At 70.6% G+C, this 13,907-nt stretch carries 13 protein-coding genes; 10 read left to right on the forward strand and 3 right to left on the reverse strand.

The genetic code is table 11. From position 1 onward, the window contains the following. Nucleotides 1–18: 18 nt before the first annotated feature. From CKO41_RS12540 to CKO41_RS12550, 3 genes are all read left to right on the forward strand, one after another. Nucleotides 19–1,092, forward strand: coding sequence for a class III poly(R)-hydroxyalkanoic acid synthase subunit PhaC (locus tag CKO41_RS12540; protein ID WP_338115579.1), 1,074 nt, complete (start codon nucleotides 19–21; stop codon nucleotides 1,090–1,092). A gap of 141 nt (nucleotides 1,093–1,233) precedes the next feature. Beyond that, nucleotides 1,234–1,929, forward strand: a complete 696-nt coding sequence (locus CKO41_RS12545) for a class I SAM-dependent DNA methyltransferase (RefSeq protein WP_242464302.1) — start codon at nucleotides 1,234–1,236, stop codon at nucleotides 1,927–1,929. Then, entirely contained in the window at nucleotides 1,926–3,266 is a 1,341-nt protein-coding gene (locus CKO41_RS12550; protein ID WP_200382524.1) for an MFS transporter, read from the forward strand. Before CKO41_RS12545 ends, CKO41_RS12550 begins: the two co-directional genes overlap by 4 nt. 112 nt (nucleotides 3,267–3,378) lie before the next feature. Here the strand turns inward: CKO41_RS12550 and CKO41_RS12555 are convergent, their stop codons facing one another. Next, nucleotides 3,379–3,699 (reverse strand): acylphosphatase, encoded by a 321-nt coding sequence (locus CKO41_RS12555; RefSeq protein ID WP_200382525.1) that lies wholly within the window; start codon nucleotides 3,697–3,699, stop codon nucleotides 3,379–3,381. 183 nt (nucleotides 3,700–3,882) lie between these two features. Between CKO41_RS12555 and wrbA the strand changes: the two genes are divergently transcribed. Then, entirely contained in the window at nucleotides 3,883–4,482 is a 600-nt protein-coding gene (wrbA, locus tag CKO41_RS12560) for an NAD(P)H:quinone oxidoreductase (protein WP_200255119.1), read from the forward strand. A 17-nt stretch (nucleotides 4,483–4,499) separates the two neighbouring features. Continuing rightward, nucleotides 4,500–5,213, forward strand: coding sequence for a DnaA regulatory inactivator Hda (hda, locus tag CKO41_RS12565; RefSeq protein WP_338115580.1), 714 nt, complete (start codon nucleotides 4,500–4,502; stop codon nucleotides 5,211–5,213). Between the two features lie 9 nt (nucleotides 5,214–5,222). Here hda and CKO41_RS12570 read toward each other — a convergent pair whose 3' ends face one another. After that, complete coding sequence (locus CKO41_RS12570) at nucleotides 5,223–5,777, reverse strand: CDP-alcohol phosphatidyltransferase family protein (RefSeq protein ID WP_200255115.1); 555 nt, start codon at nucleotides 5,775–5,777, stop codon at nucleotides 5,223–5,225. 199 nt (nucleotides 5,778–5,976) lie between these two features. On the opposite strand from CKO41_RS12570, the gene purM reads away from it, so the two are divergent. The 5 genes from purM (at nucleotide 5,977) to CKO41_RS12595 (ending at nucleotide 11,179) form a co-directional block, all read left to right on the forward strand. Further along, a complete protein-coding gene (purM, locus tag CKO41_RS12575) occupies nucleotides 5,977–7,053 on the forward strand; it encodes a phosphoribosylformylglycinamidine cyclo-ligase (protein WP_200255113.1) in 1,077 nt (358 codons plus the stop codon). Continuing rightward, nucleotides 7,050–7,727 carry a phosphoribosylglycinamide formyltransferase gene (gene purN / locus CKO41_RS12580; protein ID WP_200382526.1) on the forward strand — a complete coding sequence of 226 codons (678 nt, stop codon included), beginning with the start codon at nucleotides 7,050–7,052 and terminating at the stop codon, nucleotides 7,725–7,727. Before purM ends, purN begins: the two co-directional genes overlap by 4 nt. A 34-nt stretch (nucleotides 7,728–7,761) precedes the next feature. Beyond that, nucleotides 7,762–8,670, forward strand: coding sequence for an alpha/beta fold hydrolase (locus tag CKO41_RS12585; protein ID WP_200382528.1), 909 nt, complete (start codon nucleotides 7,762–7,764; stop codon nucleotides 8,668–8,670). Nucleotides 8,671–8,779: 109 nt separating this feature from the next. Beyond that, the gene (locus CKO41_RS12590) at nucleotides 8,780–9,328 is read left to right on the forward strand and encodes a bacteriohemerythrin (protein WP_200382529.1); all 549 of its coding nucleotides are present in this window, start codon (nucleotides 8,780–8,782) and stop codon (nucleotides 9,326–9,328) included. A 411-nt stretch (nucleotides 9,329–9,739) separates the two neighbouring features. Then, nucleotides 9,740–11,179: an NAD-dependent epimerase/dehydratase family protein gene (locus CKO41_RS12595; RefSeq protein ID WP_200382530.1), complete on the forward strand. Its 1,440-nt coding sequence runs from the start codon at nucleotides 9,740–9,742 to the stop codon at nucleotides 11,177–11,179. Between the two features lie 218 nt (nucleotides 11,180–11,397). On the opposite strand, the gene CKO41_RS12600 is transcribed toward CKO41_RS12595, so the two are convergent. Further along, a partial coding sequence (locus CKO41_RS12600; protein ID WP_200382531.1) for an ATP-binding protein occupies nucleotides 11,398–13,907 on the reverse strand: 2,510 nt, incomplete at its 5' end.

Consider the following 13,907-nt stretch of genomic DNA (forward strand, 5'->3'; position numbering starts at 1 on the left):
CCACCAGGAGAGAGTGCCGTGTCCCCATTCCCGATCGACATCCGGCCCGACAAGCTGACCGAGGAGATGCTGGAGTACAGCCGCAAGCTCGGCGAGGGTATGCAGAACCTGCTCAAGGCCGACCAGATCGACACAGGCGTCACCCCCAAGGACGTCGTCCACCGCGAGGACAAGCTGGTCCTCTACCGCTACCGGCGCCCGGCGCAGGTGGCGACCCAGACGATCCCGCTGCTGATCGTCTACGCCCTCGTCAATCGGCCCTACATGACCGACATCCAGGAGGATCGCTCGACGATCAAGGGCCTGCTCGCCACCGGTCAGGACGTCTATCTGATCGACTGGGGCTACCCGGATCAGGCCGACCGGGCGCTGACCCTCGATGACTACATCAACGGCTACATCGACCGCTGCGTCGACTACCTGCGCGAGACCCACGGCGTCGACCAGGTCAACCTGCTCGGGATCTGCCAGGGCGGGGCCTTCAGCCTCTGCTACACGGCCCTGCACTCCGAGAAGGTCAAAAACCTCGTCACCATGGTCACGCCGGTCGACTTCCAGACCCCGGGCAACCTGCTCTCGGCCTGGGTCCAGAACGTCGACGTCGACCTGGCCGTCGACACCATGGGCAACATCCCGGGCGAACTGCTCAACTGGACCTTCCTGTCGCTCAAGCCCTTCAGCCTGACCGGCCAGAAGTACGTCAACATGGTCGACCTGCTCGACGACGAGGACAAGGTCAAGAACTTCCTGCGGATGGAGAAGTGGATCTTCGACAGCCCGGACCAGGCCGGCGAAACCTTCCGCCAGTTCATCAAGGACTTCTACCAGCGCAACGGCTTCATCAACGGCGGCGTCCTGATCGGCGATCAGGAGGTCGACCTGCGCAACATCCGCTGCCCGGTCCTGAACATCTACGCGATGCAGGACCACCTGGTGCCGCCGGATGCCTCCAAGGCCCTCGCGGGACTGACCTCCAGCGAGGACTACACGGAGCTCGCCTTCCCCGGCGGGCACATCGGCATCTACGTCAGCGGCAAGGCGCAGAAGGAGGTCACCCCGGCGATCGGCCGCTGGCTGAACGAACGCGGCTGAGCCGGGTCGACCCACCCGCTCGACGGGCGCGGCCGGCGGCATCGAAGGCCGCCGGCCGGCGCCCATGAGCCATCCGCGCCGCTGGCGCCCGCCCCCCGACCTTCGCCGCCGCACCCGCATCGCCCCCGCGGCTGGCGTACAATGACGGTCTTCGCGAGCGAGCCCCGCATCGTCAACGGAGGCTGCATGGGCGCCGACCACCAACTGCTGGCCGCGTACGACGCGCTGGCCGAGACCTACGACGCCCACCGCGGCCTCTTCGACATGCGCGCCGTGCTCGAGGACCTCTTCGCCCGCCTGCCGGCCTGCGGCACCCTCCTCGACCTCGGCTGCGGCGCCGGGGAGCCGTGCGCGCGCGCCTTCCTCGACCGCGGCTGGCGGGTGACCGGGGTGGACTTCTGCCCGGCCATGCTCGCCCTCGCGGCGCGCTACGTCCCCGAGATGGAGCGGATCCAGGCCGACATGCGCGCGGTGCGCCTCGCCCCGCGGCGCTTCGACGCGGTGACTGCCATCTACAGCCTGTTCCACGTCCCGCGCCGCGACCACCCCGCCCTCCTCGCCCGGGTGCGCGACTGGCTGCGCCCCGGCGGGCGCTTCCTCTTCACCTACGCGACCCGTGCCTACACGGGGGCCAAGCGCTTCGACGGCACGATCGAGTTCATGGGCCAGGCGCTCTTCTACAGCCACGCAACGCCCGAGGAACTGCGCGCCCAGGCCGAGGCCGTGGGCCTGCGGTGGGAGGACGCCACGCCCCGCGCAATCGGCGGCGAGACCTTCCTCTGGGTGACGCTCGTCCGCCCGACCGAGGGCGCGGCACCCGAGACGGCCGCGCGATGACCCCCCGCACCCGCGCCCCCAAGCGGGAGATCCTCGGCTGGGCGATGTTCGACTTCGCCAACTCGGCCTATACGCTGCTGATCATCACGGTCGTCTTCGGCGACCTCTTCACCCGGGTCATCGTCGGCGACGCCCCGGACTACCGCTTGGGCAATCTGCTTTGGAGCCTCGCGCTGGCCGCGAGCTACCTGCTCGCGCTGCTCTGCTCGCCGGTCGCCGGCGCCATCATGGACTACACGGCGAGCAAGAAGCGGTTCCTGTTCGCGAGCTATCTGCTGACGGTCGCGGCGACGGCGGCCCTGTACTTCGTCGCCCCCGGCTATGCCCTGCTCGGCGTCGTCCTCCTGATCGTCTCGAATTTCGCCTTCTCGATCGGCGAGTCCTTCATCGCGAGCTTCCTGCCCGGCCTGGGGCCGCCCGAGGACCTCGGCAAGATCTCCGGCCTCGGCTGGGGGATCGGCTACATCGGCGGGCTGCTCGCGGCCATCTTCGTCCTCGCCGTCCTCGGCGAGGTCAGCGCCGAGAACTTCGAGCGGATCCGTTGGATCGGCCCCTGGACCGCGTTCTTCTTCCTGGTCGCCGCGCTGCCGACCTTCCTCTGGGTGCGCGAGCGCGGCACCCCGCGCCCGCTGCCGCCGGGCAGCGGCTATCTGCGCATCGGCCTCGCGCGCGTCGGCCAGACCCTTCACCACCTGCGCGCCCACCGCGACCTGGCCATGCTGCTGGTCTCGGTCCTCTTCGCGATGAGCGGCATCTACATCATCATCGCCTACGCCTTCATCTACGGCGCCCAGGTGATCGGCTGGGACGAGTCGGTGCGGACCCTGATGTTCGTCCTCGTCCAACTCACCGCGGCGGCCGGGGCGCTCGGCTTCGGCTTCATCCAGGACCGCCTCGGGGCGCTGCGCACCTACGCGATCACGCTCGTGCTCTGGATGGTCGCGATCGCGCTCATCTACCTGACGCCGGCGATCAGCACCGGCCTGCATGCCGCCTTCGGGCTCGACTGGCCGGCGCAGTACATCTTCCTCGTCGTCGGCTGTGTCGCCGGGACCAGCCTCGGGGCCTGCCAGTCGGCGACGCGCACCCTGGTCGGACTGTTCGCGCCCCTGTCGCGCTCGGCCGAGCTGTTCGGGTTCTGGGGGATGGCGATGAAGCTCGCCGGGATGCTGGGGCTGCTCGCGATCGGCCTGGTGCAGGCCCTGGTCGGGCTCCAGACCGCGGTCCTGCTCTGCATCCTGCTGTTCGCGCTGGCCCTCGTCGCGACGCGCGGCATCGACGAGGCGCGCGGCCGGGCGCTCGCCGCGGCCCACGACGCCGGGCGCAGCGCCTGGTGAGCCAATCCCCACGGCGGATCCGTCGCGACCAACGGGAGAGCACAGCGGAGACGTAGCGGCCGGCGCGGCTGGCGATCAACGTTCGCGGCCAATGACCGGCCAGCCGAGCGCGTCAGCGCGTATCGAACCCGGACAGGGCGCGGTAGGGCAGCGACTCGCAGGTCACCTCCTCGACCTCGGCGCGCGACGGGCCGCGCGCGAGCCAGCGCCGCAGCTCGGCGAGCGCCGCGGCCGGACCGCAGGCCAGCACCTCGACCCGTCCATCGGCGAGGTTGCGGGCATGGCCGGCGACGCCCAGGCGCAGCGCCTGGGCGCGGGCCGAGGCACGGAAGGCGACCCCCTGCACGCGACCGGCTACCAGGCAACGCAGGCAGAGGGGGGCGGCCGTTTCTTTGCCGGAGCGGGGGGCATTGCCGGGGTCATCGTGGTGCATGATCGCCACCTCCAGGTCATCGGATCGAACGGGCACCGGGCGATGGAACCCCAGGGCACAGCCCCGACGCAACCCGCCCACCACCGATCGACGCGCCATCGCGGCCATTACGGGTAGAATGGAGGCCCGCCCGGCGCTCGCCACAGCGAGTCTCACCGACCAGAACACCGGAGCCCCCGGAACATGAGCTACATCCTAATCCTCTACTACAGTCGCCACGGCGCCACGGCCGCGATGGCCCACCAGATCGCCCGCGGCGTCGAGGAGACGGTCGGCATCGAGGCGCGGCTGCGCACGGTGCCGCCGGTCTCGACCGTCTGCGAGGCGATCGCCGACAGCGTGCCGCCGAGCGGCGCCCCCTACGCGACGCTCGAGGACCTGCGCGACTGCGCCGGCCTCGCCCTCGGCAGCCCGACCCGCTTCGGCAACATGGCCGCCCCGCTCAAGTTCTTTCTCGACGGCACCAGCTCGCTGTGGCTGTCGGGCGGGCTGGCCGGCAAGCCGGCCGCCGTCTTCACCTCGACCGGCACCCTGCACGGCGGCCAGGAATCGACGCTGCTGAGCATGATGCTGCCGCTGCTGCACCACGGCATGCTGCTTCTCGGGCTGCCCTACAGCGAGCCGGACCTCGTGAACACGACCACCGGCGGCGCCCCATACGGGGCCACCCACGTCGCCGGCAGCGACGCCAAGCGGCCGTTGAGCGACGAGGAGCGACGCCTCTGTCAGGCCCTTGGTCGGCGCCTGGCCAAGACCGCGCAGGCACTCGGCACACGCGCCTGACGCCACCGGGGCCCGCCGTGTCGTCGCCTGTCGGCCAGATCCCGCTGCCGATCCTGCCGCGACCCGAGGCGCGCTTCGAGACCTTCGTCGCCGGGCCCAACGCCGTCGCGGCGGCCGCCGTGCGCGCCGCCGTCGCGACCGACGGTGAGCCCTACCTCTTCCTGTTCGGCCCGCCCGGCACCGGCAAGAGCCACCTGCTCCACGCTGCCTGCCACGCGCGCGTCGAACGCGGCGGCACCGCCGCCTACCTGCCCCTCGGCGAGGACCGACTGGTCCCGGCCGTGCTCGAGGGCCTGGAGCACGTAGAACTGGTCGCGCTCGACGACGTCGAGCGGATCGCCGGGGACCCCGACTGGGAGCGCGACCTCTTCGGCCTCTACAACCGCCTGCGCGAGGCTGGGCGGACGCTGCTCGTCAGCGCCGACCGCCCGGCCGGCGACCTGCCGCTCGGCCTCGCCGATCTGCGCTCGCGGCTCGGCTGGGGACCGGCGTTCCAACTGCAACCGCTGACCGATCGCGACTGCGCGGCCCTGCTGCGCGCGGCGGCCCGCACCCGCGGCCTCGACCTCGGCGAACCGGCGATCGCCTACATCATGCGCCGCTCGCCGCGCGACCCGCGCGGCCTACTCGCGGTCCTCGACGCCCTCGATCAGGCGAGCCTGCGCGAGAAACGCCGCCCGACCGTGCCGCTGATCCGCACCCTGTTCGACGACCTCGAGCGCCGCAACTGACAGGTCGCTCTAACGGCGCCACTCGCGCTCGGCCGCCTTGCGCGACCAGAGGTAGACGTACTGGACGCCGCTGACCAGGATGGTCACCAGACAGCCCCAGGTGAGGGCCTCGATCAGGCCCGCCGGGAGGTCCAGCGGACCGGCGTCGGCGATTGCGGTAACCACCAGCAGGATCTGGAGCACCGTGTTGACCTTGCTCGTCAGGAGCGGCGCCGCGTCGAGGTCCTCGACGAGCAGGTTGTAGACCAAAGCCCCGCCGATGATGACCAGATCGCGCAGGATCGCGGCCACCACGAGCCAGAGCGGGATCAGGCCGAGAATACCGAGGACCAGAAAACAGGCCAGCAGCAGGGTCTTGTCCGCGAGCGGGTCCAGGATGCCACCTAGGCGCGTCTGCCAGCCATAGCGCTTGGCGAGGAAGCCGTCGAGCCCGTCGGAGAGGCCGGCCAGGGCGAAGAGCGTCAGGGCCCAGCCGAACTCGCGCTCCAGCAGCAGGAGGACGACCGGGATGACGGTCAGCAATCTGGCGAAGGTGATGATGTTGGGTAGGTGTTGCAGCCGCACGATCTTTTCAGGATGTCGGGAGAATGGCGCCAAGGGCCGTTCCATCGCGCCCGGCGCGGAGCGGCCGCGACACGGACCGGCGACCCCGCCGCTGCGGCGGCCCGGGGAGCGCGTTGTCGTCGGGCGGGTAAGATAGCGCCATTGACCCCGCCCCGGCCACTGCTAGAATGCGCCATCCCCCCAAGCGATGGAGCCGAGCGTGGCCCAGGATCCTTCCGCCACCCCTTCAGAGTCTCTCAGTTATCGCGATGCCGGTGTCGACATCGATGCCGGCAATCGCCTGGTCGAGCGAATCAAGCCGCTCGCCGCGGCGACCGCGCGCCCCGGGGTCCTCGCCGGCCTCGGTGGCTTTGGCGCGCTCTTCGAGCTCCCCTGGGGTCAATACCGCCAGCCCGTCCTCGTCTCCGGCACCGACGGGGTCGGCACCAAGCTCAAGCTCGCCATCGAGCTTGCGCGCCACGACACGGTCGGCATCGATCTGGTCGCGATGTGCGTGAACGACATCCTGGTGACCGGCGCCGAGCCCCTGTTCTTTCTCGACTACTATGCGACCGGCCGGCTCGACGTCGAGGTCGCGACCGCCGTCGTCGCCGGCATCGCCGAGGGGTGCCGCCAGGCCGGCTGCGCGCTGACCGGCGGGGAAACCGCCGAGATGCCCGGCCTCTATGCCGGCGGCGACTACGACCTGGCCGGCTTCTGCGTCGGCATCGTCGAGCGGGAGGCCCTGATCACGCCGCAGCGCGTCGCCGTCGGTGACGTCCTGATCGGCCTCGCCTCCTCTGGCCCGCACTCCAACGGCTACTCGCTGATCCGCAAGATCATCGAGACCCGCCAGCCGGACCTGGAGCAGCCGCTCGACGGCGTGCCGCTCGCCGAACGACTGCTCGCGCCGACGCGGATCTACGTGCGCTCCCTGCTGCCGCTGACCCGCGCCCTGTCGGTCCATGGGCTCGCCCACATCACCGGCGGCGGCCTTACCGAGAACCTGCCGCGGATCCTGCCGACCGGGACCAAGGCCGTGATCGACCTCGATTCCTGGCAGCGCCCGGCGGTGTTCGGCTGGCTCCAGGCGCAGGGCGGCGTCGCCGAGGCCGAGATGCTGCGGACCTTCAACTGCGGGGTCGGCATGGTCGTCTGCGTCGCCGCCGAGGACGCGGAGCGGACCCGCGCGGCCCTCGCCGCGGCCGGCGAGGAGGCCTGGGTCATCGGCCATGTCGCCACCGGCGACGACCGCCCGGTCGTCGAGCTGACCGGCGGCGGGGCGCACGGCGCATGACCGCCCCGGAGCCGGCACGCTGCATCGTGCTGATCTCGGGCGGGGGCACGAACCTCCAGGCCCTGATCGACGCCGAACGCGACGGGCTGCCGGTGCGCATCGCCGCCGTCATCAGCAACGAGCCGCAGGCCTACGGCCTGGTGCGCGCCCGCGCGGCCGGGATCGCCACGCGTGTCCTCAGCCACCGCGGCTGCGCGTCGCGCGACGACTACGACCGCGCCCTCGCCCGCCTCATCGACGAGTTCCGCCCGACGATCCTGCTCCTCGCCGGTTTCATGCGCATCCTGACACCGCGGTTCGTCGCCCACTACCGCGGCCGGCTGCTCAACATCCACCCCTCGCTGCTGCCGGACCTGCGCGGACTGCACACCCATCGCCGGGCACTGGAGTCGGGCGCCCGCGTGCACGGGGCGAGCGTGCACTTCGTCACCGACGAACTCGATGGCGGCCCCGTGATCGTCCAGGCGCGGGTCCCGGTCCTGCCAGGCGACCAGCCCGAGACCCTCGCCGCCCGGGTCCTGCAGAGGGAGCACCTGATCTATCCGTTGGCGGTGCGTTGGCTGGCCGAGGGGCGGCTCACGCTCGGCGACGACGGCCTGCCGCGCCTCGACGGCCAGATACTCGATCGCCCGCGCCTCCTCGAAGACGAAGAGGCGCCGGCCGAGGGCCGATGAGCCCCGGACCGCCCGCCCGAGCGCATCGCCGACCATGCCCGCCACCGCCCGATCGCCCGGCCGCCACGAGCACTCGCTCGACTTCGCCGGCGGACCGTTGGTCTTCGACGTCTGGGAGCCCGAGCGACCGAGCGACCAGTTGCCGGTGCTCCTCGTCCACGGTTGGGGCGCCTCCAGCAGCTATTGGCGGCTGACGGCCGAGGCCCTCTCGCAGACGACCCGGGTCATCGTCCCGGACCTGCCGGGCACCGGCCGCTCCCAGCCGGTCGCCACCCCGCAGGGCATGCACGAGCAGACCGCCTCGCTGTCGCGGATCCTCGATGCGCTCGGGATCGAACGGGTGCAAATCGTCGGCCACTCGATGGGTGGGGCGATGGGGATCCTGGTGGCCGATGCCGAGCGCGAGCGGGTCGACCGCCTGGTCTTGACCTCGCTGTGCCTGTTCACCTCCGACGCCCAGCGCAAGTTCTTCAAGGTCGTCGCGCTCGCCTTCCGCCTGTCGCTGGGCCTGCGCAAGACACCGCTCGCGCGGGCGCCCTTCTTCGCCGAGCGGATGGCGGCGCGCTACTTCCACCGCCTACCGCCCGAGCGCGAACTGATCGACCGGCTCTACCAGGACTTCCTCGAGCTCGACGCCGCCTCGGCCAACGCCTGCGCCGCCGGGGCCACGGACCCCCTCATCGACGTCGCGGCCGCGCGGCTCCAGGCGCCGACCCTGCTGATCGCCTGCCGCCAGGACGACCTGATGCCGGTGGCGAACGTCCAATTCACGGGGAACCTGATCCCGCAATGCGCGGTCCACTGGATGGATGGCTCCGGTCATCTGCCGATGCTCGAGCGCCCCGAGGAGTACGTCCGGGTCCTGCGCGCGTTTCTGACGCCCGAAACCGACCCGAACCAAAGGACACCAACCTCCGTCAACCTTTTTTCGCCCTCGATTTGACGCCGGGCATATAATAGCGAAAGGTTCCGCACAGCCGACCACTGCCGGGAGAGGTCTCGACGAGGCCTTGTCTCATTTCAGACCACAAACCGAGCATGAGGTGACCGTGATGGTATCTTCGCTGGTCTGGCTGGACCGATGGCTCCTGGGGATCGATACGCTCGACGCCGATCACCGCGCACTGGCGGGGCGGGTCAGTCGGCTCATCGAGGCGAGTCGCGACCCCGTCGACCCGCCGCCAGCACCAGGGCCACGATCGCTCGACGATGACCTGGCCGCCGAACAACTGGCCCGCTTGCACGAGTTGACCGAGGCGCTGCGCCGACACTTCCGGGCCGAAGAGTCCTTCCTCAACGGCATCGACTACCCGGAATATCCGGAGCACATGAGCGAACACGCCCTGCACCTCGCCGAACTCGTCGACCTCGCACGGCGGCTCGAGCAGGACCGCCGGGCCGGCCGACCCCAACGGCTCGACGACGAGCAGTTGGAGTTCATCAAGTGCTGGCTGGTGAACCACATTGCCGAGGACCAGCGCTTCGCCCGCTACTACTTCCGCCAGTGCGGCACCACCGCCGCCGAGATCCACCGACGGATCCGCCCGACGATGCCGCCGGGCACCCACCGCGTGGTGCCGCGGGCGCCGGACTGGTCCTAGGCATCACATCGCCAGCCGTCGGGTTACGCCCCCAGGGGGCTAACCCGACCTCCGGCCCCGGAGCAGATAGCCACGGCCCGTAGGTCGGGTTAGGCGCGCCCGCACGGCGGTCGCCGCGAACGATCAGCCCGACGCGCGCCGTAACCCGACGCCGGCCTAGGCACCACATTGCCGGCCGTCGGGTTACGCCCCCAGGGGGCTAACCCGATCTCCAGCCCCGGAGCAGATAGCCACGGCCCGTGGTCGGGTGAGGCGCACCCGCACCGCGGTCGCTGCGAACGAACCGGCCCGCGCACACCGTAACCCGACGGCCGGGCCGCCTTCGAATCGTCCAACGATACTCATCGATCCGCTATCATCGGGGTCAGCGGCCGCGCACGCGACCGTGAACCACGAGACGCCAACCGATCGATGACGGATCCACGAGACGACCAGACACCGCCGAGACCTCGGCTCGCGATCGCCGGGGCGAGCGGCTTCATCGGCACTGCGCTCTGCCGCAGCCTCACCGACCGCTACCAGGTCTTCGCCCTGACCCGGTCGATGCTGGTCGCTCGGGCGCCGCAGCGCGACCCTGGGCTGATCCGACGCGAGTGCGACCTGTTCTCGCTCGATGCGGTGCGGGCCGCGCTCGTGGGCATCGAATATGCGATCTACCTGGTCCATTCGCTCGTCCCGTCCTCGCGCCTCACCCAGGCCAAACCGGCCGACATGGATCTGGTCCTGGCCGACAACTTCGCCCAGGCCGCGGCCGAGAACGGGATCCGCCAGATTCTCGTCGTCGGCGGGCTGATCCCCGAGGGCTTCCACATCTCGCCGCTCCTCTGGAGCCGCCGCGAGGTCGAGATGGTGCTCGCCTCGCGCGGCACCCCGGTCACGGCCTTGCGCGCCGGGCTCGTGGTCGGCCCCGGCGGCTCGGCGACCAGCCTGCTCGTCGACCTGGTCCGCCGCCTGCCGGTCATCCCGCTGCCGCGCGCGGCCCGCTCGGTGACCCGCCCACTCGCACTGCCCGACCTGGTGCGCGCCGTGCGCTGCTGCCTCGGCGAGCCGCAGCGCTACCGCGGCCCGTTCGACATCGGCGGCCCCGAGTGCCTGAGCTACGAGACGATGGTGCGCGAGACGGCGGACCTGCTCGGGCGGCCCAGGACCGTCTTCACGACCCGGCTGCTGCCGGTCGGGCTCGCCGCGCTGGCGGCGCGGGTCGTCGGCCGGGCCCCGCTAGCGCTCATCGCCCCGGTCATCGAGAGCCTGCCCCAAGACACCATCCTGCACGACAACCCGCTGCTGGCCCGCATCGCGCCGGACGCGGTGCCGTTTCGCGCGGCGCTCGCCGGGGTCCTCGACGAGCAGCGGCGCCGCTCGCTGCCCAACCCGCGCACACCGCTGATCGGACCCGAGCGGACCCGGCACCGCCGGGCCGGCCTGGTCCGCTCGATCCAGCGCATCATCCTGCCGCCCGGGCAGGACGCCGCCTGGGTCGCCGGCAACTATTTCCGCTGGCTCGAACGCGCCCTGTGGCCATTCGTCGTCACCACCCGGGCGGCCGACGGCTCCTGGACCATCTGGCTGCGCGCCCCGCGCTGGCGGCTGCTGTCGCTGCGCCGGATGGCCGCCGAGAGCACGGCACAGCGCCAGGTCTACCGCATCGCCGGCGGCCTGCTGAGCCGCTCGGACGCGCCGGGCTGCGCCCGCTTCGAGTTTCAGACCCTGCTCGGCGAGCGCTACACGATGGCCGCGATCCACGACTACGCCCCGGCCCTACCCTGGCCTGTCTACCGCTGGACGCAGGCACCGGTCCATCGCTGGATCATGGCCCGCTACCAGCGCCACCTGGCCCGCCTGGCACGCTAGCCGATCACGCTGCTCACCAGCTAGGTGAAGACCGCCACGACGCCCGATGCGCGCGGCAGTGTTACGAGTCGTTGCAATAGCTTGGCTATGGCGACTGCTGCGCCGCGGTGGATGCACAGAGGCACGAGGCCCATCGATCCTCGCCGATGGGCTGGTCTTCGTGCGTTCGCCCGACCTTGAAGACGTGCACAGTCGCAGAGCGCGGGAGGGGTCGCGGGTCACCGCTGCTCGCGGTGCGAGAACGCCTCGAGCAGGCGTGCCGTCTCAGCGTGGGCGACGCGCAGTTCGGCGAGCAACGCCGTGGCCCTGGCCGAATCGAGTTCGAAGGGTCGCAAGGCACGCAGTTCGCCGCACAGGGCGATGAGGCGCAGCGCACCGAGTTCCGCGGCGCTTCCCTTCAGTGCATGGACGGCGGCGCGCAGGGCCGGATAGTCCCGCTCTGCAAGGGCGCTCGCCATCCGCTCGATCGAACCCTGACTATCGCGCAGAAATCCGCCGATCAGCTCGCCGAGAAAGTCCGGGCCGGCACCGATTCGCAGCAGCGCCCCCAGCTTGTCTTCGTCGAGCATGTTGCTCGCCCCCAACGGGGATGCCTCGGCCGGGGCCTCGCAAGGCCGCGGTTCGCGATTCGCAGCGCGATGACTCAGCGCGGCGATGACCTCCAAGAGCTTCGCCGTCTCGACCGGCTTGGTCAGGTAGGCGTCGACCCCGGCCTCCCGACAGTCCGCCTGCGCCTCGGGGGTGGCATCCGCGGTCAGGATGATCGTCGGCACCGCACGCGGCGAGAGCATGAACCGATGGGTCTTGTAGACCTCCAGGCCGCTGCGGCCCGGCATGTTGTGATCCAGGATCATCAGGTCGAAGGACTCGTCGGTCAGGGCATCGAGGGCCGCCTCGCCGTCGCCGACGAGGGTCACCTGGTGACCGAGCCGTTCGAGCAGACCCTGGAGGACCAGACGATTGGTTTCGTTGTCCTCGGCGACCAGGATCCGCAGTCCGCCCTGCTCGGGCGCCGCCAGACGGCGATAGCGCTCCGCCAGCGAGACGACGTCGTCCGGGAAATCCTGCGCGCTGACCGCGGCATGGACGGCATTGAAGACGAGGCTCTTGTCCAGCGGCTCGTAGAGGACGGCCAGATAGCCGACCTCGTGCCAACGCCCCTCGCCCCCGCTGGCGAAGGGGGCATTGACGAGCACGAGCCCCGGCGCGCCGAGTAGTGACTCGGCACGCACGCCAGCGGCGAACTGCTCAGGCTCCAGCTCGAGGCAATCGGCGCAGACCAGCACCACCCCGTAGGGCCGGTCGGCACGCGCGGCCTCGATCAGTTCGGCGAACGCGAGGGCCGAGGAGGCGGTGAGGTGATGGTCGAGCCCCCAGCCGTCCAGCCACCGGGTGAGGTCTTCGGCCACCACGCCACGGGCGACGACCAATGCCCTCAGATCGGCGAAACGCCCATCGGCGACGCGTTCGCGCTCGGCCCCCTCGTCGCGCGCGAAGGGCAGCCGAACCCAGAACCGCGACCCCTTGCCGGGGGTGCTCTCGAGACCGATCTCCCCGCCCATCAGCTGCGCCAACTCGCGTGCGATCGCCGTGCCCAGGCCGGTGCCGCCGAAGCGACGCGTCGTCGAGCTGTCGGCCTGACGGAAGCTTTCGAAGATGTGTCGCTGGTCGGCGGGGGCGATGCCGATCCCGGTGTCTTCGACCTCGAAGCACAGCTGCACGGGCGCCTCGGCAACGAGCGGCGCGGCCGGCGCGACGCGCAGCTCTACCCATCCCGCCTCGGTGAACTTCACCGCGTTGCCGAGCAGATTCATGATGATCTGACGCAGGTGCAGCGGATCGCCCTTCAGCCGAAAGGGCACCTTTGGATCGATGCGCAGATCCAGGGCCAGTCCCTTGCGCTGGGCCTGAGGACGAAACATCTTGACCGTGTCGGTGAGCAGGCGATGCAGGTCGAATTCGACCGACTCCAGCGTCACCCGGCCCGCCTCGATCTTCGAGAAATCCAGGATATTCTCGATGATTCCGAGCAGCGCCGTCGCCGAGGTCTGGATCGTGCGGGCGAACGTGAGTTGCTCGCGAGTCAGGCGGGAATCCATCAGCAGGTCGCTCATGCCGATCACCCCGTTGAGCGGCGTGCGCAGTTCGTGGCTCATCTTCGCGAGGAACTGGCTCTTCGCCCGGCTCGCCTCGTTGGCACGCTCGATCGCCACCGTCAGTCGGCGCATCAGGACCGCCATATAGGGCGGGATCACGAGCAGCACCAACAGGAGGCTGGTGCTCAGCAGCAGGTGGGCGCCCCAATAGGGCGACCAGAGGATGGTCGCCCCGAAGCCGAGCAGGGCGGCCGCCGAGGCGAGCGCCAGGTAGGCCAGGCCGAACCGAAATCCGTTGCCGATGATCACCCACAGATAGACGGCGAGCAACGGCGCACCCTGTTCCCCGGCCACGCCCATCGCGACCGATGTCGTCGTCATGTCGAGGACGATGCCGGCGATCCGCCGCGCCCGTGATGGGGCAGGCCGGAACAGCATCCCCACGAACAGCAGCGAGGCGGCCGCCAGGAAGGCGATCGCGAGCCAGACGATGAAGTGGCCGGCGAGCGCCTCCGAGCCGCTCGCCTTGGCGCCGAGCAGATAGACGGTGCCGACCAGGCCGATGACGAGCCGGATGATGGCCTGGTGCTGCTCGGTCGTGAGCCGCCGCTCCCTGCTCGTAGGCCCCGCCC

This window comes from Thiococcus pfennigii (genome assembly GCF_016583835.1).
In the GTDB taxonomy this organism is placed as follows: Bacteria; Pseudomonadota; Gammaproteobacteria; order Chromatiales; family Chromatiaceae; genus Thiococcus; species Thiococcus pfennigii.

Bases quoted from the DNA above. Each gene is read 5' to 3' on its own strand.
- CKO41_RS12545 (WP_242464302.1), top strand. From the start codon at position 1,234: ATGACGGTCTTCGCGAGCGAGCCCCGCATCGTCAACGGAGGCTGCATG.
- CKO41_RS12550 (WP_200382524.1), top strand. From the start codon at position 1,926: ATGACCCCCCGCACCCGCGCCCCCAAGCGGGAGATCCTCGGCTGGGCG.
- CKO41_RS12555 (WP_200382525.1), bottom strand. From the start codon at position 3,699: ATGCACCACGATGACCCCGGCAATGCCCCCCGCTCCGGCAAAGAAACG.
- wrbA (WP_200255119.1), top strand. From the start codon at position 3,883: ATGAGCTACATCCTAATCCTCTACTACAGTCGCCACGGCGCCACGGCC.
- purN (WP_200382526.1), top strand. From the start codon at position 7,050: ATGACCGCCCCGGAGCCGGCACGCTGCATCGTGCTGATCTCGGGCGGG.
- CKO41_RS12585 (WP_200382528.1), top strand. From the start codon at position 7,762: ATGCCCGCCACCGCCCGATCGCCCGGCCGCCACGAGCACTCGCTCGAC.
- CKO41_RS12590 (WP_200382529.1), top strand. From the start codon at position 8,780: ATGGTATCTTCGCTGGTCTGGCTGGACCGATGGCTCCTGGGGATCGAT.
- CKO41_RS12595 (WP_200382530.1), top strand. From the start codon at position 9,740: ATGACGGATCCACGAGACGACCAGACACCGCCGAGACCTCGGCTCGCG.